The 19,737-nt window shown below is 68.0% G+C and carries 18 protein-coding genes; 14 read left to right on the top strand and 4 right to left on the bottom strand.

Annotated features, from left to right (window positions below):
* Positions 1-7: 7 nt before the first annotated feature.
* Positions 8-1,654 carry an ABC transporter permease gene (locus tag AT699_RS13120; protein WP_006388177.1) on the bottom strand — a complete coding sequence of 549 codons (1,647 nt, stop codon included), beginning with the start codon at positions 1,652-1,654 and terminating at the stop codon, positions 8-10.
* 13 nt (positions 1,655-1,667) lie between these two features.
* Positions 1,668-2,744, bottom strand: coding sequence for an ABC transporter ATP-binding protein (locus AT699_RS13125; RefSeq protein ID WP_020927485.1), 1,077 nt, complete (start codon positions 2,742-2,744; stop codon positions 1,668-1,670).
* 242 nt (positions 2,745-2,986) lie between these two features.
* Here AT699_RS13125 and AT699_RS13130 point away from each other — a divergent pair, with 242 nt between their 5' ends.
* Positions 2,987-3,895: a LysR substrate-binding domain-containing protein gene (locus AT699_RS13130; protein WP_024068733.1), complete on the top strand. Its 909-nt coding sequence runs from the start codon at positions 2,987-2,989 to the stop codon at positions 3,893-3,895.
* Between the two features lie 13 nt (positions 3,896-3,908).
* Positions 3,909-4,631 carry a phosphoserine phosphatase SerB gene (gene serB / locus AT699_RS13135; RefSeq protein ID WP_006388181.1) on the top strand — a complete coding sequence of 241 codons (723 nt, stop codon included), beginning with the start codon at positions 3,909-3,911 and terminating at the stop codon, positions 4,629-4,631.
* Positions 4,632-4,694: 63 nt separating this feature from the next.
* Here serB and fabV read toward each other — a convergent pair whose 3' ends face one another.
* Both fabV and AT699_RS13145 read right to left on the bottom strand, forming a co-directional pair.
* Positions 4,695-5,891, bottom strand: coding sequence for an enoyl-ACP reductase FabV (gene fabV, locus AT699_RS13140; protein WP_024068734.1), 1,197 nt, complete (start codon positions 5,889-5,891; stop codon positions 4,695-4,697).
* 118 nt (positions 5,892-6,009) lie between these two features.
* A complete protein-coding gene (locus tag AT699_RS13145) occupies positions 6,010-6,963 on the bottom strand; it encodes a DMT family transporter (RefSeq protein WP_024068735.1) in 954 nt (317 codons plus the stop codon).
* A gap of 87 nt (positions 6,964-7,050) precedes the next feature.
* Here AT699_RS13145 and AT699_RS13150 point away from each other — a divergent pair, with 87 nt between their 5' ends.
* From AT699_RS13150 to AT699_RS13205, 12 genes are all read left to right on the top strand, one after another.
* The gene (locus AT699_RS13150; protein ID WP_020927490.1) at positions 7,051-7,959 is read left to right on the top strand and encodes a LysR family transcriptional regulator; all 909 of its coding nucleotides are present in this window, start codon (positions 7,051-7,053) and stop codon (positions 7,957-7,959) included.
* A gap of 436 nt (positions 7,960-8,395) precedes the next feature.
* Complete coding sequence (locus AT699_RS13155; RefSeq protein ID WP_006388185.1) at positions 8,396-9,442, top strand: TRAP transporter substrate-binding protein; 1,047 nt, start codon at positions 8,396-8,398, stop codon at positions 9,440-9,442.
* A gap of 10 nt (positions 9,443-9,452) precedes the next feature.
* Positions 9,453-10,073, top strand: a complete 621-nt coding sequence (locus AT699_RS13160) for a TRAP transporter small permease subunit (RefSeq protein WP_020927491.1) — start codon at positions 9,453-9,455, stop codon at positions 10,071-10,073.
* Positions 10,070-11,353, top strand: a complete 1,284-nt coding sequence (locus AT699_RS13165; RefSeq protein WP_020927492.1) for a TRAP transporter large permease — start codon at positions 10,070-10,072, stop codon at positions 11,351-11,353. Before AT699_RS13160 ends, AT699_RS13165 begins: the two co-directional genes overlap by 4 nt.
* Before the next feature lie 71 nt (positions 11,354-11,424).
* Positions 11,425-12,108 carry a DUF2848 domain-containing protein gene (locus AT699_RS13170; protein WP_024068736.1) on the top strand — a complete coding sequence of 228 codons (684 nt, stop codon included), beginning with the start codon at positions 11,425-11,427 and terminating at the stop codon, positions 12,106-12,108.
* A 91-nt stretch (positions 12,109-12,199) separates the two neighbouring features.
* A complete protein-coding gene (locus tag AT699_RS13175; protein WP_024068737.1) occupies positions 12,200-13,546 on the top strand; it encodes an amidase in 1,347 nt (448 codons plus the stop codon).
* Between the two features lie 155 nt (positions 13,547-13,701).
* Positions 13,702-14,613: a LysR family transcriptional regulator gene (locus tag AT699_RS13180; RefSeq protein ID WP_006388190.1), complete on the top strand. Its 912-nt coding sequence runs from the start codon at positions 13,702-13,704 to the stop codon at positions 14,611-14,613.
* A gap of 101 nt (positions 14,614-14,714) precedes the next feature.
* A complete protein-coding gene (locus AT699_RS13185; protein ID WP_020927495.1) occupies positions 14,715-15,521 on the top strand; it encodes a putative hydro-lyase in 807 nt (268 codons plus the stop codon).
* Between the two features lie 373 nt (positions 15,522-15,894).
* On the top strand, positions 15,895-17,145 hold the full coding sequence (locus AT699_RS13190) for an ABC transporter substrate-binding protein (protein WP_006388192.1): 1,251 nt from the start codon (positions 15,895-15,897) through the stop codon (positions 17,143-17,145).
* A 45-nt stretch (positions 17,146-17,190) separates the two neighbouring features.
* Entirely contained in the window at positions 17,191-18,042 is an 852-nt protein-coding gene (locus tag AT699_RS13195) for a branched-chain amino acid ABC transporter permease (protein ID WP_006388193.1), read from the top strand.
* A 1-nt stretch (position 18,043) separates the two neighbouring features.
* Positions 18,044-19,033 (top strand): branched-chain amino acid ABC transporter permease, encoded by a 990-nt coding sequence (locus tag AT699_RS13200; RefSeq protein WP_020927498.1) that lies wholly within the window; start codon positions 18,044-18,046, stop codon positions 19,031-19,033.
* Positions 19,014-19,736 (top strand): ABC transporter ATP-binding protein, encoded by a 723-nt coding sequence (locus AT699_RS13205; RefSeq protein ID WP_020927499.1) that lies wholly within the window; start codon positions 19,014-19,016, stop codon positions 19,734-19,736. Before AT699_RS13200 ends, AT699_RS13205 begins: the two co-directional genes overlap by 20 nt.
* The last annotated feature ends 1 nt before the right edge of the window (position 19,737 follow it).

Below are 19,737 nucleotides of genomic sequence, written 5' to 3' on the forward strand. Positions count from 1 at the left end.
ATGCGGGTTATTTGCCGGAGAACAGCTTGATGCGGAATGCCTTGACCGACACGATGATGGGCAGCACGATCACCGTGACCAGCGCCGCGCCATAGGCCGAGGCCATGCCCAGCCGGCCGCCGTCGACCTGGCGGAAGATGGCGATCGGCATGGTTTCGAGGCCGCCGCTGTAGGCCACGATCGAGGCTGACAGCTCGGAAATCGTGGTCAGCCACATCAGGATGGCGGCCGAGATGATCGAGGCCTTCATGGCCGGCAGGATGACCTTGAAGAAGGTCATCAGCGGGGACACGCCCAGGCTGATCGAGGCTTCCTCGATCGAGTCGGGAATGTTGAACAGCACCGACGAGGCGTTGCGCACCGCGAACGGCAGGCGCCGCACCGCGTAGCACAGCACCATGATCCCGGAGGTGCCGGCCAGCACCAGCCAGCCGGTGTTGAAGGTCTGCACCAGCGCGATGCCCAGCACCGTGCCGGAGATGGTCAGCGGCAGCACCACGATGTAGTCCAGCACCTGGGTGAAGGCGCTGCGCTTCTTGATGGTCAGGTAGCTCACCAGCACCGCGAATGCCACGCCCGTCACCGTGGCAAGCGAGGCGAACTTGAGCGAATTCAGGATCGGCTCAGGCGCGCCGTGCAGCGCGCGCTGCATGCTGGCCAGCGACCACGAGCCCCAGTGCATCACCGGCCCGCTGGTCTTGGTGAAGGCGGCGATGAACACCACGATCAGCGGCAGCAGCGACAGCAGGATCACCAGGCCGACGCCGCCGGTGTACAGCATTGCCTGCCACGAACGCACCCGGCGCGCCGCTGGCGCGCGGCCCTGGGTCATGGTGTACACCTTGCGCTCGACCACGCGCTTCTGCACGAACAGCACGATGGCGACGATGGCGATCGACACCACCGACATGGCGCTCTGCAGCGTCGGGCTGCCGCCCATTTCGCTGACGAAGGTGTTGTAGGTCATCACCGACAGCAGCGGCACGCGGCTGCCCAGCAGCATCGCCAGCGCGAAGTTGCCGACCACCAGCGTGAACACCACCAGCGCGTTAACCAGCACCGCCGGCAGCAGTACCGGCACCAGCACCCGCAGCTGCGTCATGAGCGGCGGCGTGCCCAGGCTCAGCCCGGCTTCTTCCAGCTGGCCGTCGAAGCCGCGCAACGCGGCCAGCACGCCCAGGTAGATATAGGTGTAATAGACCAGCGTCATTGAGAACACCATGCCGGTCCAGCCATAGAAAGACGGCAGCGAGATGCCCGCGTCGCCCAGCAGATTGGTCAGGATGCCGTTGTTGCCCAGCACCAGCAGCCACGACTGGCCGACGATGATCTCGGGAATGACGATGGTCAGCACCGGCAGGATCGCCACCAGGTTCTTGAGCGGGAAGTCGTAGCGCGCCACCATGTAGGCGAACGGCACGCCCACCAAGATGGTGCAGGTGGTCACCACCAGCCCCAGCACCAGCGTGTTGCCGAAGGCCTCCAGGTATTGCGAGTCGGCCAGCAGCGCGCGGAAACCTTCCAGCGAGAAGCCGCCGTCCTGGCCGGTGACGCTGTTGCTGAACAGCACCGCCAGCGGATACAGCACGAAGAACAGCAGCAGCGCCAGGCTGATTGCCGTCAGGATGCCCCAGGGCCACCATTTGATTTTCATGGCGTGGCGGTCCTCAGGCGTTGACGACGCGGCTGTCGGCGGGAATCAGCACCTGCACGGCCTCGCCGGGCTGGAACTGCGCCACCATGTTGCCCGCGTGCAGCTCCACGCGGATCTCCGAGCCGTCCTGCAGCGCGATGCGGTAGGCGGTCTTGAAGCCCAGGTATTGGCGCCGCAGCACCTTGCCGGGCAGGGTGTTGGGCACGTAGGGCGAGGGCGCCATCAGCGCCAGTTCCTCGGGGCGGGCGATCAGCACCGCGCGCTCGGCCAGCGTGTCGCTGCCCAGGGTGCCGTCAAAGCCCAGCCCGCACAGCTCGTAGCGCACGTGGCCGGCGGGCGCGCCGGCCAGGCCGCCGCGGGCCGGCACCGGGATCACGTTGGCCGAGCCGATGAAGTCCGCCACATAGGCGTTGACCGGGGTGCCGTACAGGTCTTCCGGCGTGCCCAGCTGGGCGATGCTGCCGTGGTCCATGATGGCGATGCGGTCGGACATGGCCAGGGCTTCTTCCTGGTCGTGGGTGACGAACACGGTGGTGATGCCGGCCTCGCGCACCAGGTCCAGGATGACGTCGCGCATCTGCAGGCGCATCTTGGCGTCCAGGTTCGACAGCGGCTCGTCCATCAGCAGCACGCGTGGCCGGATCACCAGGGCGCGGGCCAGGGCCACGCGCTGGCGCTGGCCGCCGCTCATCTGCGCCGGGTAGCGGTCGGCCAGGGCCGCCAGCCCGACCTTGTCCAGCGCCTCGTCGACGCGGCGCTTGATTTCGGCCCGCGCCACGCCACGGGCCCGCAGGCCGTAGGCGACGTTGTCGAAGGCGGTCTTGTCGGGAAACAGCGCGTAGTCCTGGAACACCATGCCGATGTCGCGGCGGTGCGCCGATACGTGCGTGACGTCGTCCTGGTCGAACAGCAGGCGGCCGCCGTCGGGCGCGTAGAAGCCGGCGATGCAGCGCAGCAGGGTGGTCTTGCCGCAGCCGCTGGGGCCCAGCAGCGTGTAGAACGCGCCGTCGGGGATGTGCAGCGACAGGTCGCGCAGCACCTGCTGGCCGCCGAATGTCTTGATGATGCCGTCTACGGTGATCGATGCCATGAAGGGTTCCTGCCTGGGATTGAGCGCATCATAGGAATGCCGGGCCATGGCGACCAGCGGTGTTTTTTAAGGGCTGGCGTTAGTTTTTCTAAGAGGTCGGCGGCGCCGCAATCCCCTAGAATGCCGCTCATAGCAACGGTGCGGCCGCGAGCGGCATCGGATAAAACAGATGACAAGGGAAATCGTGGGAAATCGCAGCAAAGCCTTGCGCCGGCCCGGCGCACGGGCGGGCATCGCCTGAGATGGCGGGCCCGAGCCTGCCGCCGCTGAAAGCCTTGCGGGTGTTCGAGGCCGCGGCGCGCCTGCGCAGTTTCACCGCGGCGGCCGACGAACTGAGCATCACGCACAGCGCGGTCAGCCAGCAGATCCGCATCCTGGAGGATTACATCGGCCAGCCGCTGTTCGCGCGCGAGGCGCGCGGCGTCACGCTGCTGCCGTGCGCGCAGGCATATTTTCCCGAGGTCCAGGCCAGCCTGGAGCGCATCGCCGCGGCCACCGCCAAGCTGCGCTCGCCGGGCCATGGCGGGGTGCTGCGCGTCAGTGCCACGCCGTCGCTGACGATGAAATGGCTGATTCCGCGCCTGTCGGCGTTCCAGTCGCTGCATCCCGGCATCGATGTGCAGCTCACCACCCAGGGGCGTTCGTTCCTGGACCGCGGCGACGAGGGCGGCAGCGACGTGTTCATCCGCCACGGTTTCGTGACGCACGCGGAGATGAGCTGCGTGCACTGCCTGGACGACTTCCACGTGCCGGTGGCGTCGCCGCGCTTCATCGAGCGCAACCGGCTGGCCGCGCCGGCGGATTGCCTGGGGCACCCCTTGCTGAAGGTGGCCGGCGGCATGGACCACTGGCCGCGCTGGTTCGCGCTGGCCAGGGTGGATGTGCCGGCGCAGCTGCCCGGCCCGGTCTTCGATCATCAATTCCTATGCATGCAGGCCGCCATGAATGACCTGGGCATCGCCCTGGCGCCGTGGTGCCTGCTGCAGGACGACCTGCGCGCCGACCGGCTGCGGCCGCTGTTCCTGCAGCCGCGCCTGCCCAACGCCGGCGTCCATGCGCTGTTCCGCCCGGATGCGCCAGCGGCGGCCGCGGCGCGCCATTTCATCGACTGGCTGGGCCGCGAGGCCGGCCATCCGCTACCTGACCAATAGAGAAGGAATGCCCATGCAAGATTTCCAGAGCGATGCCGGCCTGCACTGGCGCGGCATCCAGCCGCCGCTGGCGCTGTCGGACTACAAGGTCATCGCCTTCGACATGGACTCGACGCTGATCGCCATCGAGACGCTGGACGAGATGGCCGACCTGATGGGGAAAAAGGCGGAGGTGGCCGCGCTGACGGAAGCGGCCATGCGCGGCGAGATCGTCGACTACAAGCAGAGCTTGCGGCAGCGCGTGGCGCTGCTGGCCGGCATGCCCGCGGCGGCGCTGGACGAGGTGTATGAACACCGCCTGGCGCTCAACCCGGGCGTGGAAACGCTGATCGCGGCCTGCAAGGCCGCCGGCCTGTTCTGTCTGCTGGTGACGGGCGGCTTCACCTGCTTCACCGACCGGCTGCGGCTGCGCCTGGGGCTGGACGACGTGCGCGCCAACGTGCTGGAGGTCGTCGATGGGCGGTTGACGGGACGGCTGCTGCCGCAAGCGTGGGGCGACCTGTGCGATGGCGAGGAAAAGCGTCGCAAATTGCTGGAGGTGTGCGCGGCGCTCGGCGTTGGACCGGAGCGCGCTATCGCGGTGGGCGACGGCGCCAACGACCTGCCGATGCTGCGCACCGCCGGGCTCTCGGTGGCGTATCACGCCAAGCCGGCGGTGCGGCGCGAGGCCAAGGTGGCGATCGACCAGGGCGGGCTGGACCAGTTGCTGCGCCTGTTCAGCGCCGGCAAGGCGTAGGCGCGGCGCCGACGGGCCGCCACCGGCGGCGCGAACGAGGCCCTCGGTGGACCCGAACCCGCCTCAGGCGGTGATCAGTCCGGGGATCTTCACATCCGGGTCGACATGGGCGTTGTAATCGACCCCATCGATCTCGAACCCGAACAGGCGCAGGAAATCGCGCTTGTAGCCGGCGAAATCGGTCAGTTCATACAGATTGGACTCGGTCACCTGGTGCCACAGCGCCTGCACTTGCGCCTGCACCGCTGGGTCCAGCTCCTTGCCGTCCGCGCGCAGGCGGCCTTCGGCGTCCAGGATCGGCGCCGCGCCGCACAGGCTGTCGCGGTACAACCCGTACACCTGCTCGATACAGCCCTCGTGCGTGCCCTGTTGCTTCATGACCTTGAACAGCAGCGACAGGTACAGCGGCATCATCGGAATGGCCGAACTGGCCTGCGTCACGACCGCCTTCAGCACCGAGACGCGGGCGTCGCCGCCGCGCGCGGCCAGCTTGGCGCGGATGTCGAGCACCTTCTGGTCCAGATCCTTCTTGGCCGCGCCGATCGAGCCGTTCCAGTAGATGTCGTGGGTGATCTTCTCGCCCAGGTAGGTGAAGGCGGTGGTGGTGGCGCCTTCGGCCAGCACGCCGGCCTCTAGCAGGGCATCGATCCACATCTGCCAGTCCTCGCCGCCCATGACCGCCACGGTCGCGTCGATCTCCTCCTGGGTGGCCGGTTCCAGCACCGATTCCTTGATGATTTCCTTGTCGGTGTCCAGGCCGCGCAGCGTCACCGCCTGGCCGACCGGCTTGAGGGTCGAGTTGAACACCGTGCCGCTCACCGGATGGGTGCGGCGCGGCGCGGCCAGGCTGTAGATCACCTGGTCGACCTGGCCCAGGTCCTGCCTGATGGCGGCGATGGTCTGCGCCTTGATGGCGTCGGAGAAGGCGTCGCCGTTGATGCTCTTGGCGTACAGGCCCGCAGCGCTGGCGAACTTGTCGAAGGCGGCGCTGTTGTACCAGCCCGGCGTGCCGGCCTTGGACGCTTCGCCAGGGCGTTCGAAGAATACGCCCAGGGTCTGGGCGCCACAGCCGAAGGCGGCGCTGATGCGGGCGGCCAGCCCGTAGCCGGTGGAGGCGCCGATCACCAGCACGCGCTTGGGGCCCCCGCTGATCGGGCCCTGGGCGCGGACGTAGTCGATCTGGTTCTTGACGTTGGCCTCGCAGCCGACGGGATGGGTGGTCACGCAGATGAAGCCGCGCACGCGGGGTTTGATGATCATGAAGACCTCGTTCTGGGAATGCCGGGACGGTGTCCCGCGCCAGAGGCGGGACCGCTCCGGATTGTACGGGAGCGGGGCGGCGCGCCGGGCGAGGGCGCCCGGGCCCGGATCGCCGCGCTCAGCGCGCGTCGGCGGCGGCCGCGGCCAACGCGCGGCCGCGCCGCCATTCCACCAGCCCGATGCCGATGCCGCTGGCGCAGATGATGGCGATGCCGAGCCAGGTCAGGGGATCCGGGAAGTGGTCCCATACCAGCCAGCCGACCGTGGTGGCGCTGATGATCTGCAGGTAGATGAAGGGCGCCAGGGTCGAGGCCGGCGCGCGGCGGTAGGCCGCGATCTGGAACAGGTGGCCCAGGCCGCCCGTGACGCCGGTGGAGATCAGCAGGGTCCAGTCCAGCGGCGTCAGCGCCTGCAGCACCGGCAGCGCCGGGGGCAGGATGAAGGGCAGGGCCAGCGTCAGACAGCCGGTGCCCACGGCGCCGCTCCAGATCAGCGAGGTGAACGGATCGTCGCCCGCGACGCGGCGCGTGGCGATGAACTGGGCCGCGAAGCAACAGGCCGTCAGCAGGCCGAAAATGGTGCCGACCGGATGCAGGCCGCCGCCCGGGCGGATGACGATGATGACGCCGACGAAGGCGATGCCCGCGGCCACGAAGCGCGACATGCGCGCCGGCTCCTTCAGGATCCACGGCGCCAGCGACAGCACCAGCAAGGGCGCCAGGAAATTGATGGCGGTGGCCTCGGCCTGGGGAATGTAGCTGAGCGTGGTGAAGAACATCAGCGTGGCCAGGAACATCGAGCCGCCGCGCAGGATCTGTTCGCGGGGCTTTTTGCTGCGCAGGATGCCGGTTCCGCGCGTGGGCAGCACCAGCGCCAGCACCAGCACCAGGTGCACCGCGTAGCGGAACCACGACAGCACCAGTAGCGGCACCCCGGCGTTCATGACCCACTTGCCACTGGCGTCCAGGCACGACAGCGTCCACATCGACAGCACCAGCAGCAGGATCCCGACGAGCGGGCCGCTGGCGGCGGGCGCGCCGGGGCGCGGGCGACCGGTATCGGCCGGGGACATGGACGGACTCCTTGTGCGCGATCAATCCCGGGCGGGGGCCACGGGGCGGCTGACATGATACGCTCATCGCGGCAGGGGGAAAGGTTCATGATCGAACTACGCAACATAGAAACATTCTTTTGGGTCGCCACGCTGGGCAGCTTCCGCGCCGCGTCCGACAAGCTCAACACCACGCAGCCGGCGGTCTCGCAACGCATCGCCTCGCTCGAGGCCGATCTGGGCGTGCGACTGTTCGAGCGTGACGCCCGCGGCGTCAAGCTGACCGCCAAGGGCCATGAACTGCTGTCGCACGCCGAACGCATGCTGCAGGTGCGGCGCGACATGTTCGAGGCCGCGCGCGAGCAGAACGTGATGACGGGCACGGTGCGCATCGGCGTGGCCGAGACCATCGTGCAGACCTGGCTGCCGACGCTGATCGAGCTGGTGCACGCCGCGTATCCGGCGCTGGTGCTGGAGATCGAGGTGGACACCACCCATGTGCTGCGCTCGCACCTGATGTCGCGCCAGATCGACCTGGCCTTCCTGATGGGGCCGGTGCTGGAAGCGCGGGTCGAGAACCTGCCGCTGTGCACTTATCCGCTGGCCTGGGTCGCCAGCCCGCTGCTGGAACTGGGCCCCGAGCCCTTGACGCTGGAGCGCATCGGCCGCCTGCCGATCGTCACCTATCCGTCCAACAGCGCGCCATACCGCGTGGTGCGCGACATGCTGACGCGCGCCGGCGTGGCGTCGCCGCGCATGTACGGCAGCGCCTCGATGTCGATGGTGGTGCGGATGACGCAGGACTGCATCGGGACTAGCGTGATCGCGCCGGTGTTCCTGGGCAAGGAACTGGCGCGCGGCGAACTGCGCATCCTGCAAGTCGACGCCGATCCACTGCCCGAATTGAGTTTCACGGCCACCTGGGTGCAGGGGCCGGACAGCCACGCGGCGCGGCTGATCGCGCAGATGGCGCAGAAAGTGGCCGCGCAGGCGGGCGACGGCGTGGCGTCGTCCTAGCGCCTGTTCGCGCGAAAGGAAGCCGCGCGCGGCCCCCCGGGCCGCGCCGGCAACGGCGCGCATCATGATCCGCCGCGGCGCGCGCGCCTAGGTGTTTTCCCCAGCGCCAGGCGCGCGGGCGGTCATGCGAAGCGCTCGCGGCGCGCCAGCGTCCGACCCCGCGATCCCGCGCCAGGCCGCATGGTTGCTGGCTCTGCGCCCGGCGCCGGGCGGCCGGCCGGCGAGACCAAAGAAATATTTATACCCCCACATCGCAACATACGATTGGACGCTCGGCGCCCCTGACGCTGCAATGGCGGCACATCAAGAAGATCGCCTGGAAAGACAGGCCCGGGGGAAAACCTTTGCTCCTCTGACGTTCCGATTTCTACCCGCGCGCTCAAGGTAACGGGGACCCGCGCGCGCCAGACCATCCCGCCAGCCAGGAGTTTCGTCCATGAAGAAGTCGCTCGCTCTCGCCGCCGTCGCCGCCAGCCTGTTGGCCGGCGCCGCCCAGGCGCAAGACCTGCCCAAGACCCACCTCAAGGTGGTGGGCGGCCTGTCCAACCTGACCGCCTACAACGATTACGAAAAGCCGTTCTGGACCAAGACCATTCCGGAAGCGTCCAAGGGCCAGGTCACCGCGGACATCAAGGGCTTCAACGAAATGGGCCTGAAGGGCCCGGAACTGCTGCGCCTGATGTCGACCGGCGTGGTCGAGTTCGGCACCGCCACGCTGTCGTACTTCGCCAGCGACAACCCGATCAACGAAGCCATCGACCTGGCCGGCCTGGCGCCGGACGTGAAGACGGCGCGCGAGGTGACCAACGCCTTCGAGCCGGTCTACGCGCGCCTGTACGGCGAGGGCAGCAACGTCAAGCTGCTGGGCATCTCCACCTATCCGGCGCAGGTGCTGTTCTGCAACGCCGAGATCAAGGGCCTGGCCGACATCAAGGGCAAGAAGGTCCGCACCAGCAGCCGCACCACCGCCGAATTCGTGGAAGCGCTGGGCGGCTCCAGCGTCACCATGGCGTTCGGCGAAGTGGTGCCGGCGCTGCAGAACAAGGTGGTCGATTGCGCCATCACCGGCTCGCTGTCGGGCTACTCGGCCAAGTGGTACGAAGTGTCGACCCACCTGGTGGCGCTGCCGATCAACTGGAACCAGCAGATCCACGCCGTTAACCAGAAGGCCTGGGACAAGCTCGACCCCAACGTGCGCACCTTCCTGCAGGCCAACGTCAAGACGCTGGTCGACAACATCTGGGACGCCGCGGCGCGCCAGACCCAGGAAGGCTATGACTGCAACACCGGCGCGGCGGCGTGCCCGTTCCCGGTCAAGGGCAAGATGGTGCTGGTGCAGCCTTCGGACGCCGACCGCGAACTGCTCAAGAAGGTGACGCAGGAAGCCGTGCTGCCCAAGTGGGCCGCGCGTTGCTCGGCGCAGTGCGTCAAGGACTTCAACGCCACCGTCGGCAAGACGCTGGGCGTGACCGCCAGCAAGTAAGGCTGTCCCCATGACCCGATCCGAACATTTCCGCCTGCTGGGCGGGTTGCTGCGGCGCGCCGAGACCTTCTCGCGCGTCGCGGTATGGGCGGGCGGCGCGCTGACCATCGCCAGCGTGCTGCTCATTTCCTTCGACGTGCTGGCCCGCAAGTTCCTCGGCTTTACCACCGGCGGCGCCGACGAACTGTCCAGCTACGCCTTCGCCATCAGCACCTCCTGGGCGCTGGCCTTCGCCACGCTGCAGCGCGCCAACGTGCGGGTGGACGTGCTGTACCAGAAGCTGCCGGTGCGCCTGTCGGCCGTGCTCGACTGGGTTTCCATGGTGGCGCTGGCCGTCTTCATGGTGTTCCTGACCTATTACGCCTATGAAGTGGTGCAGATGTCGTGGGCGCAGAAGTCCGCCGCCAACACGCCGCTGGCCACGCCGTTGTGGATTCCGCAGGGCCTGTGGCTGCTCGGCCTGGCGTGGATGTGCGTCACGGTGGCCTTGATGCTGGCGCGCGCCTCGGCCGCGCTGGTGACCGGCGACATCGAACTGGTCAAGGAAATCTGCGGCGTGCGTTCCGCGCAGGAAGAGGCCGACGAGGAAGCCGCCGCCGGCGAGCGCATGGTCAAGGGAGCCGCCGCATGATCGCCACCGCATTGACCCTGCTGCTGGTCCTGATCGGCCTGTCGATCCCCGTGGGCGCGGCCCTCGGGGTGCTGGGCCTGATCCTGGACCCGATGTTCTCGATGCTGCCGCTGTCGCGCGCGATCGGCGAGATCTCCTGGAGCACCAATAACGAGTTCCTCCTGGTCGCCATTCCGCTGTTCATCATGCTGGGCGAGGTGCTGCTGCGGGCCGGCTTCGCCGAGCGCATGTACGGCGCCATGAGCCTGTGGCTGTCGTGGCTGCCGGGCGGCCTGATGCACGCCAACATCGGCGCCTCGACGCTGTTCTCGGCCACCTCCGGTTCCAGCGTCGCCACCGCCGCCACGGTTGGCACGGTGGCGATTCCGCAGATCCGCAAGTACGGCTACAACGAGCCGCTGTTCCTGGGCAGCCTGGCCGCCGGCGGCACGCTCGGCATCCTGATCCCGCCCTCGATCAACCTGGTCATCTACGGCGTGCTGACCAATTCGTCCGTGCCCAAGCTGTACCTGGCCGGCATCATCCCGGGCTTCGCCATGGCGGCGTTGTTCATGCTGACGGTGATGATCGCCTGCGTGGCCAAGCCGTCCTGGGGCGGCAAGAAGATCCAGGCCACCTGGGGCCAGCGTTTCGCCAGCCTGGTGCACCTGGCGCCGCCGATGGGCATCTTCCTGCTGGTGGTGGGTTCGATCTACGCCGGCCTGGCCACGCCGACCGAGGCCGCCGCGCTGGGCGTGCTGGGCGCGCTGATCCTGGCCGCCTGGTTCCGCCGCCTGACCTGGACCATGCTGCGCGAAGCCATGGAAGGCACCATGCGCTCGACCGCCATGATCATGCTGATCGTGGTGGCCGCCAGCTTCCTGAACTTCGTCATGTCGGCCACCGGCCTGACCGACGCGCTGACCCAGTCCATCACCGGGTTGGGTCTGTCGCCGGGCTGGATGCTGCTGATCGTGATCGTGTTCTACCTGGTGCTGGGCTGCTTCATGGAGACCCTGTCGATGATGATCACGACCATCCCGATCGTCGCGCCGATCATGATCGCGCTGGGCTACGACCCGATCTGGCTGGGCATCATCATCATCATCCTGGTCGAGGCCGCGCTCATCACGCCGCCGGTCGGACTGAACCTGTTCGTGGTGCAGAGCCTGCGCAAGAGCGGCTCGATGAGCGCCGTGATCACCGGCAGCCTGCCGTTCGTGCTGGCGATGTTCGTGATGCTGGCGCTGCTGGCATGGTGGCCCGACCTGGCCTTGTGGCTGCCGCGGGTGTTCGGCTAGCCCCTGTATCCCTTCGGGCACGGCCGCGCGGCCGTGCCCATTCTTTCCCGTTTACCTCCGCAGGACTTTTCATGAAAGCCGTATTCCAGATCGAAGCCGATTCCCCCCGCCAGGTCGAGGTGGACTTCAATACCCTCATCGTGGCCGGCTGGGCCGGGCGCGACATCGCCGCCATCGAGCACCACATCGAGGAACTGGCCGCCATCGGCGTGCCGCGTCCCACCAGCGTGCCGCTGTACTACCGCATCGCCGACAACCAGTTGACCCAGGCCGAACGGGTGCAGGCGGTGGGCGGCGATTCGTCCGGCGAGGTCGAGACCTTCGTGTTCGCGGCCGGCGGCGAAATGTTCGTAAGCATTGCCTCGGACCACACCGACCGCAAGCTGGAGACGGTCAGCGTGGCCATGTCCAAGCAGGTCTGCGTCAAGCCGGTGGCGACCACGGCCTGGCGCCTGGCCGACGTGGCCGACTACTGGGACGAGCTGGTGATCCGTTCGTACATCGTCGAGAACGGCGCCGAGGTGCTGTACCAGGAAGGCCCGCTGGCCTCGCTGCGCACGCCGCAGGACTTGATCGCCGGCTACACCGGCGGGGCCGCGACGCTGCCGGAAGGCGCGGGCATGACCTGCGGCACGGTCGGCGCCATCGGCGGCATCCGCCCGTCGGCCGGATTCGCCATGGAGCTGTACGATCCGCGCCGCCAACGCAGCCTGCGCCACCGGTATCATGTCGAGATCCTGCCGGTGGTGGCCTGAGGCCCGGCTGGCGTCCTGATTTGTCATGACGCGCCCCGTTGGGGCGCGCCGGTCCAACACTTTCATGCCGTGACGCGGCACCTGGAATCGTATGTATCCGACCTTGAACGACCTGACCGCCGCCTTGAACGACGGTCGCAGCACCTCCGTTGAACTGACCGAAGCCGCGCTGGCCCGCGCCGGCGATCCGGCCGGCGAGGGCGCCCGCGCCTTCACCCGGCTGTATGCCGAATCGGCCATGGCCCAGGCCCGCGCCTCGGACACGCTGCGCGCCGCCGGCATCGTGCGCTCGGCCATCGAGGGCCTGCCGATCAGCATCAAGGACCTGTTCGACATCGAGGGCGAGACCACCATGGCCGGCTCGGTGGCGCGCGAGGGCGAACCCGCCGCCGACGCCAACGCCGAAGTGGTGCAGCGCCTGATCGCCGCCGGCGCGGTCATCATCGGCCGCACCAACATGACCGAATTCGCCTATTCGGGCCTGGGCATCAATCCCCATTACGGCACGCCGCTGAATCCCTGGGATCGCGCCACCGGCCGCATTCCCGGCGGCTCGTCCTCCGGCGCGGCGGTGTCGGTGGCCGACGGCATGGCCGTGGCCGGCATCGGCTCGGACACCGGCGGCTCGGTGCGCATTCCCGCCGCGCTGTGCGGCCTGACCGGCTTCAAACCCAGCGCCTGGCGCGTCTCGATGGAAGGCGTGCTGCCGCTGTCGGCCAACCTGGACTCCATCGGCCCGATCGCCGCCAGCGTGCGCTGCTGCGCCGAACTGGACGCGATCCTGTCGGGCGAGGGCGGCCCGGTGCCCGAGGCGCTGCCGCTGCGCGGCCTGCGCCTGGCGGTGCCCAGGACGCTGGCGCTGGACGGCATGGACAAGCACGTGTCCGACACCTTCGCCCGCGCCGTGGCGCGCCTGAAGGAAGCCGGCGCCCTGGTCGACGAGATCGCCATTCCGGAATTCGCCGAACTGGCCAACATCAATGCCAAGGGCGGCTTCACCGCAGCCGAGGCCTGGGCCTGGCACCGCGACCTGATCGCGCGCGCCGGCAAGCGCTACGATCCGCGCGTGGTGTCGCGCATTCTGCGCGGCAAGGACATGAGCGCCGCCGACTATCTGGACCTGCTGGATGCGCGCGAAGCCTGGGTGGCCGCGGTCGACCGCCGCATCGCCGGCTACGACGCCCTGATCATGCCGACGACGCCGATCGTGGCGCCGGCGGTGGCGGATCTGCAAGCCTCGGACGAAGCCTATTACGCCGCCAACGGCCTGATCCTGCGCAATCCCACCCTGATCAATTTCCTGGATGGCTGCGCGCTGTCGCTGCCGTGCCATGCCGCGGGCACCGCGCCGGTCGGCCTGATGATCGCCGCCAGCAATGGCGCCGACCGCCGCGTGCTGGCGATCGGCCTGGCGGTCGAGGAATTGCTCGCCGCTTGAACCGGCGCCGGGGCCGCGTTGCGTCGCGGCCCACGCTTTCCCGCCGTCCCACGGTGCGGGCGGGCAGGGCGGTGTTTTCCGCCATATCGGCATTGTCCTTCCGACGCTAACATGGCGACGGGACAGGCCGCGCAACGGGGCAGGATTTGGGCGCCATGATAGATCTGCGCAATATCGAGACGTTTTTCTGGGTGGCCACGCTGGGCGGCTTTCGCGCCGCGGCCGAAAAACTCAACGCTACCCAGCCGGCGATTTCCCAGCGCATCGCGTCGCTGGAGTCCGACCTGGGCATCCGCCTGTTCGACCGCGACGTGCGCGGCATCAAGCTGACCGGCAAGGGCCGCGAGCTGCTGTCGCATGCCGAGCGCATGCTGCAGCTGCGGCGCGACATGCAGGAGGCGGCCCGCGCCAAGAGCGTGATGAGCGGCACCCTGCGGCTGGGCGTGTCCGAGACCATCGTCCACACCTGGCTGCCGACGCTGATGGAGTACCTGCACGACGCCTACCCGGCGCTGATGGTCGAGATCCAGGTCGACACCACCACCATGCTCAAGACCCAGCTGGCCTCGCGCCAGATCGACCTGGCGTTCCTGCTGGGGCCGATGGAAGAGCCGCGCATCGAAAACCTGTACCTGTGCAATTACCCGCTCAGCTGGGTCGCCAGCCCCAAGCTCAAGGTGGGGCGCCAGCCCATCAGCCTGAAGCGGCTGGGGCAATGGCCGGTGATCACCTATTCGTCCACCACCGATCCGCACCGCGCGGTGCGGCAGGTGCTGCAGCAGGCCGGCGTCGACGCGCCGCGCATGTACGGCAGTTCGGCGCTGAGCGTGATCGTGCGGATGGCGCTGGACGGCATCGGCACGGCGGTGATCGCGCCCGTCATCCTGCATAAGGAGCTGGCGCAGGGCGAATTGCGGCTGCTCGACGTGAAGGCGCCGCCGCTGCCGCCGCTGCACTACACCGCCTGCTGGATGCAGGGGCCGGACAGCCAGGTGCCGCGCACCGTGGCCGAGGCCGCGCAGCAGATTGCGCGCGAAGAAGCGCTGCGCCATCCGGCAAAACCCTGATAAGGAATTCTGATCGGGGTCTATCGCAACATGTGATTAGACGCTGCGGCCGAGTTCCTGTGCAATGTCCCCATACCAACATCGATGCAAGGGGAATTGACATGGCACTGGATTCGGCGGTCCGCAGCAGCGTGGAACTGGCGCGCCGCGCGCGGCTCGATGCCCGCAGCGGCAAGCTGGCCGGCCCCACCGCCAACCTGGCCCCGGGCCATGTGCAGGCCAACCTGGCGATCCTGCCGCGCGCCCTGGCGGCCGATTTCCTGCATTTCTGCCAGCGCAATCCCAAGCCGTGCCCCTTGCTGGCCATGTCCGAGCCGGGCGATCCGGCGTTGCCCGAGCTGGGCCACGATATCGACATCCGCAGCGACATCCCGCGTTATCGCGTCTGGCAGAACGGCGAGCTGGTGGCCGAACCCACCGACGTGCGCGACTGGTGGCGCGACGACCTGGTGTCGTTCCTGATCGGCTGCTCGTTCTCGTTCGAGGAAGCAATGCTCGACAACGGCCTGCCGGTGCGCCACATCGAACAGGGCTGCAACGTGCCGATGTACCGCACCAGCATCCCGACCCATGCCGCCGGCGTGTTCGGCGGTCCGCTGGTGGTGTCGATGCGGCCGCTGAAGGCCGCCGACGCCATCCGCGCCATCCAGGTGACTTCGCGTTTTCCCTCGGTCCATGGCGCGCCGGTGCACCTGGGCGACCCGGCATTGATCGGGATTGCCGACATCAACCGGCCGGATTATGGTGATCCCGTGGAGATCCGTCCGGGCGAAATGCCGGTGTTCTGGGCCTGCGGCGTCACGCCGCAGTCGGTGGTGGCCGCGGTGCGCCCCGACTTCTGCATCACGCACGCGCCCGGCCACATGCTGGTCACGGATCTCGTCAACAGCCGCATGGCGATCCTGTAGTCGCCATCGGTAGTCGCCACCGGCCATTCTCAGTCAACCGTCAGCGGAAAACCGCTAGAAACAGGAATCGCATCGATCAGGAATCAGCCGTACCTGGCGTCCTTGTGACGTCCCCATGACGCGCTCGCGGTGTCCTCGTGGCACCCTCATGGCACCCTCATGGCGCCTGTCATGGCGTATCCGCAGCTTTGGTTTTGCCTCCAGAAAGATCCATGAAAGGACAAGGGGAAAAGGCGACAGAAGTTTCAGGCCCAGCGCCTGCCGGCATGCCGGCGGGACGGGGCCGCCGCAGGCCCGGATCCGCCGGGCCCGGGGCCGCGCGCCCCGTGGATTGCATTGCTTTCACAGTGGGATTTTTTCCAGGAGTCAGGTAATGAAGATGAAGCTCATTGCGGGTGTCGCCGCGAGTCTGGCGCTGTTGGCCGCCGCGCCGACGCAGGCGCAGGTCAAGACCGTGAAGATCGGCGCGATCTATCCCCTGTCCGGCGCGCTGGCGTCCACCGGCGCCGAGATCAAGGCCGCGGTGGAATTGGCCGTGGACATCGTCAATAACCCGCATCCCGAACTCGAAGGGATCCCGCTGGCCGCGGGCGCCGGCCTGCCGGCGCTGGGCGGGGCCAAGATCGAAGTGGTGTTCGGCGATTCGCAGGGCAAGCCCGAAGTGGGCCTGGCCGACGCGCAGCGCCTGATCGACCAGGAGAAAGTGGTGGCCCTGACCGGCGCCTACCAATCGGCCGTCACCAAGACCGCCAGCCGCATCGCCGAGCAGCGCGGCATTCCCTACCTGAATGGCGAGTCCAGCAGCCCGGACCTGACCGAGCGCGGCTACAAGTGGTTCTTCCGCACCTCGCCCAACGACGACACCTTCGTCGAGAACATGATGCAGTTCCTGGACGGCGTGAAGGGCACGCCGACCGCCAAGATCGCGGTGGTCTACGAGAACACCGACTTTGGCGTCAACACCTACAAGGCGGTCGAGAAGTTCGCCAAGCAGTACAAGCGCCAGGTGGTGGCCAACATCGCCTACAGCGCCGGCTCGGCCTCGGTGACGGCCGAAGTGCAGAAGCTGGCCGCCGCCAAGCCGGACGTGGCGATCTTCGCCAGCTACACCTCGGACGCCATGCTGTTCGTGCGCACCATGCGCGAAAGCAAGTACGCCCCGCCGGTGCTGCTGGCCAATGACGCCGGCTTCATCGACTCGCGCTTCGTGCAGGAAGTGGGCCCGCAGGTGCAGGGCGTGCTGACGCGCGACGTCTGGGGCAACGACGTGGCCGCCGCCAAGGCCGGCCTGAAGAAGATCAACGACATGTACAAGGCCAAGACCGGCAAGGACCTGAACGGCAATAACGCCCGTTCGATGCAGGGCGTGCTGGTGCTGGCCGACGCCATCAACCGCGCCGGCTCCACCGATCCGGAAGCGATCCGCAAGGCGCTGGCGGCCACCGACCTGGGCGAGGCGCAAGTGGCCATGCCCTGGGCCGGCGTGAAGTTCGACGACAAGGGCCAGAACACCAAGGGTTCCGGCCTGATCCTGGAACTGAAGGGTTCGTCCTACCAGACGGTATGGCCGGAAAAGTACCGCACCGACAAGACGCTGCCCACGCTGCCGTTCTCCTGGAAGTAATCATCAGCCGTGGCGGGCCGCGGGGGCCCGCCACAGGAGCACTCCATGTTCGAAGCTCTCTCGGCAGGCCTGTTCAACGGCCTGATCTATGCCGCGGTGGCGGTGGGGCTGGCGCTGATCTGGGGCATCACCGACGTCATCAATTTCGCCCATGGCGAATTCCTGATGCTCGGCATGTATGCCGCCTATTGGCTCTACACCCTGGGTCATATCGACCCCACGCTGTCGGCGCCCTTGGTCGCCATCGTGCTGGCCTTCGTCGGTTTCCTCACCTATGCGCTGATCATCAAGCGCCTGCAGAAGGGACCCGCGATGGCGGTGATCCTGGCCACCTTCGGCCTGGGCCTGGTGCTGCGCCAGCTGGCGTTCATCGCCTTCAGCCCGGACTACCGCAGCCTGCCCGATACCCTGGTGTCCGGCAGCGTCACGCTGGCCGGCGTTTCGCTGGGTCGCCCGCAAGTGGTGACCGGGCTGGTGGCATTGGTGGTGGTGGCCGCGCTGTTCGTGCTGGTGTACCGCACGCGCTGGGGGCACGCCCTGCAAGCGGTGGCCGAAGACCGCCAGGTGGCCGCGCTGGTCGGTATTTCGCCGGACCGCGTCAACGCCCAGGTCTGGATGCTGGGCAGCGCCGCGGTCGGCCTGGCCGGCGCGCTGCTGACCACGTTCTTCTATGTGTTTCCCTCGGTGGGCACGGTGTTTGGCCTGCTGGCCTTCGTGGCGGTCTGCATGGGCGGCTTCGGCTCGCTGCCGGGCGCCTTCATCGCCGGCATCCTGATCGGCATCATCGAGGCCATGACGGGCTACTTCGTGGCGCCCGCGCTGAAGACGGTCAGCGTCTTCATCCTCTTCATCCTGGTTCTCTGGTATCGGCCGCGCGGCCTGTTCGGGCGGTGGTGACATGACGACGACACAGAAAAAGGACGGCGCCGGCTCGGGCGTGCCGAAATGGCCGGTGGCCGTGGCGCTGGCGGCGGCGGTGCTGCTGGCGCTGGTGCCGCTGGTGGTGACCGACTCGTTCACCTTGCAGGTGCTGCTGCTGGCCATCATGTTCGGCGCGCTGGGCGCGTGCTGGAACCTGGTGGGCGGCTTTCTCGGGCGCATTTCCTTCGGCCACGCCGTGTTCGTGGGCGTGGGCGGCTACACCACCTTGCTGCTGCTGCATCACCTGAAGCTGACGCCGCTGCTGGGCATCCCGCTGGGCGGCCTGATCAGCGCGGCGCTGGCCTGGCTGGTGGGCGGGCCGACGCTGCGCCTGTCCGGCCATTACTTCGCCATGGCCACCATCGCGCTGCTGCAGATCGGGCTGCTGCTGATGATCAACTGGGACTGGGCCGGCGGCGCCGTCGGGCTGGAAGCGCCGATCGGCGACGCCGCCTGGATGCTGCTGTTCCGCAGCAAGGTGCCGTACTACTGGATCGCGGTGGGACTGGCGTTCCTGACGTTCTGCGCCACGTACTTCCTGGTGCACTCCAAGACCGGCTTCTACTGGCGCGCCATCAACGGCGACGAAGCAGCCTCGCGCAGCCTGGGCGTGCCGGCGGACCGCTACAAGATGCTGGCGTTCGTGCTGTCCGCCGGCATGACCGGGGTGTGGGGCGGCTTTTTCGCCATGTACGTGGGCTTCATCGATCCCGAATCGATGTTCAGCCTGACGATGTCGGTGCAGGTGGTGCTGGTGGCCATCCTGGGCGGCGTCGGCACGCTGGTCGGCCCGTGGCTGGGCGCGGCCGTGCTGTTGCCGCTGTCGGAAGGCACGCGGGTGCTGTGGGGCAGTTCGGGCCTGGGCCTGGATCTGCTGATTTTCGGGTTGGCGATCCTGCTCGTCACCCTGTTCCTGCCAGGCGGTCTGGTGACATTGAGGAGGCGCCGTGGCTCTGCTCGACGTTAAGAACCTGACCAAGCGCTTCGGCGGCCTGGTCGCCAACAAGGACATCTCGCTGTCGGTCGAGGCGGGCGAGATCGTCGCCATCATCGGCCCCAATGGCGCCGGCAAGAGCACGCTGTTCAACGGCCTGGTCGGCCATCACGAGCCGACCTCCGGCACGGTGGCGTTCGCCGGCGAGTCCATGATCGGCCGGCGGCCGGAGCAGGTCGCGGCGATGGGGCTGGTGCGCACCTACCAGATCCCGCGCAGCTTCGGCCAGATGACGGTGCTGGAAAACGCCATGGTCGGCGCGCTGCTGCGCCATCCGCGCCTGCCCGACGCGCGCCGCGCCTCGGCGCGGGTGCTGGAACTGGTGGGGTTGGCCGACCGCGCCGACACGCTGGCGGCGGAACTGAACGTGGCGGGGCAGAAGCGGGTGGAGCTGGCGCGCGCGCTGGCGACCGAGCCGCGCATGCTGCTGCTGGACGAAGTGGCCGGCGGCCTGAATCCGGCCGAAGCCATCGCGCTGGCCGAGATCCTGCGCGGCATCCACGCTGCCGGGGTCACGCTGATCATCGTCGAGCACGTGCTGGAGGTGGTCATGCGGCTGGCGCAGCGGGTGCTGGTGCTGAACTTCGGCCAGATGATCGCCGAAGGCGCGCCGCAGGACATCGTGCGCAATCCCGCCGTGATCGAAGCCTATCTGGGGAGGAAGCACCGTGCCTGAC

Source organism: Achromobacter xylosoxidans (assembly GCF_001457475.1).
Classification (GTDB): Bacteria; Pseudomonadota; Gammaproteobacteria; order Burkholderiales; family Burkholderiaceae_B; genus Achromobacter; species Achromobacter xylosoxidans.

Coding starts and splice junctions, on each gene's coding strand:
- fabV (WP_024068734.1), bottom strand. CDS start 5,891: ATGATCATCAAACCCCGCGTGCGCGGCTTCATCTGCGTGACCACCCAT.
- AT699_RS13175 (WP_024068737.1), top strand. CDS start 12,200: ATGTATCCGACCTTGAACGACCTGACCGCCGCCTTGAACGACGGTCGC.
- AT699_RS13195 (WP_006388193.1), top strand. CDS start 17,191: ATGTTCGAAGCTCTCTCGGCAGGCCTGTTCAACGGCCTGATCTATGCC.
- AT699_RS13190 (WP_006388192.1), top strand. CDS start 15,895: ATGAAGATGAAGCTCATTGCGGGTGTCGCCGCGAGTCTGGCGCTGTTG.
- AT699_RS13120 (WP_006388177.1), bottom strand. CDS start 1,654: ATGAAAATCAAATGGTGGCCCTGGGGCATCCTGACGGCAATCAGCCTG.
- AT699_RS13150 (WP_020927490.1), top strand. CDS start 7,051: ATGATCGAACTACGCAACATAGAAACATTCTTTTGGGTCGCCACGCTG.
- AT699_RS13155 (WP_006388185.1), top strand. CDS start 8,396: ATGAAGAAGTCGCTCGCTCTCGCCGCCGTCGCCGCCAGCCTGTTGGCC.
- AT699_RS13185 (WP_020927495.1), top strand. CDS start 14,715: ATGGCACTGGATTCGGCGGTCCGCAGCAGCGTGGAACTGGCGCGCCGC.
- AT699_RS13165 (WP_020927492.1), top strand. CDS start 10,070: ATGATCGCCACCGCATTGACCCTGCTGCTGGTCCTGATCGGCCTGTCG.
- AT699_RS13200 (WP_020927498.1), top strand. CDS start 18,044: ATGACGACGACACAGAAAAAGGACGGCGCCGGCTCGGGCGTGCCGAAA.
- serB (WP_006388181.1), top strand. CDS start 3,909: ATGCAAGATTTCCAGAGCGATGCCGGCCTGCACTGGCGCGGCATCCAG.
- AT699_RS13130 (WP_024068733.1), top strand. CDS start 2,987: ATGGCGGGCCCGAGCCTGCCGCCGCTGAAAGCCTTGCGGGTGTTCGAG.
- AT699_RS13170 (WP_024068736.1), top strand. CDS start 11,425: ATGAAAGCCGTATTCCAGATCGAAGCCGATTCCCCCCGCCAGGTCGAG.
- AT699_RS13180 (WP_006388190.1), top strand. CDS start 13,702: ATGATAGATCTGCGCAATATCGAGACGTTTTTCTGGGTGGCCACGCTG.
- AT699_RS13125 (WP_020927485.1), bottom strand. CDS start 2,744: ATGGCATCGATCACCGTAGACGGCATCATCAAGACATTCGGCGGCCAG.
- AT699_RS13160 (WP_020927491.1), top strand. CDS start 9,453: ATGACCCGATCCGAACATTTCCGCCTGCTGGGCGGGTTGCTGCGGCGC.
- AT699_RS13145 (WP_024068735.1), bottom strand. CDS start 6,963: ATGTCCCCGGCCGATACCGGTCGCCCGCGCCCCGGCGCGCCCGCCGCC.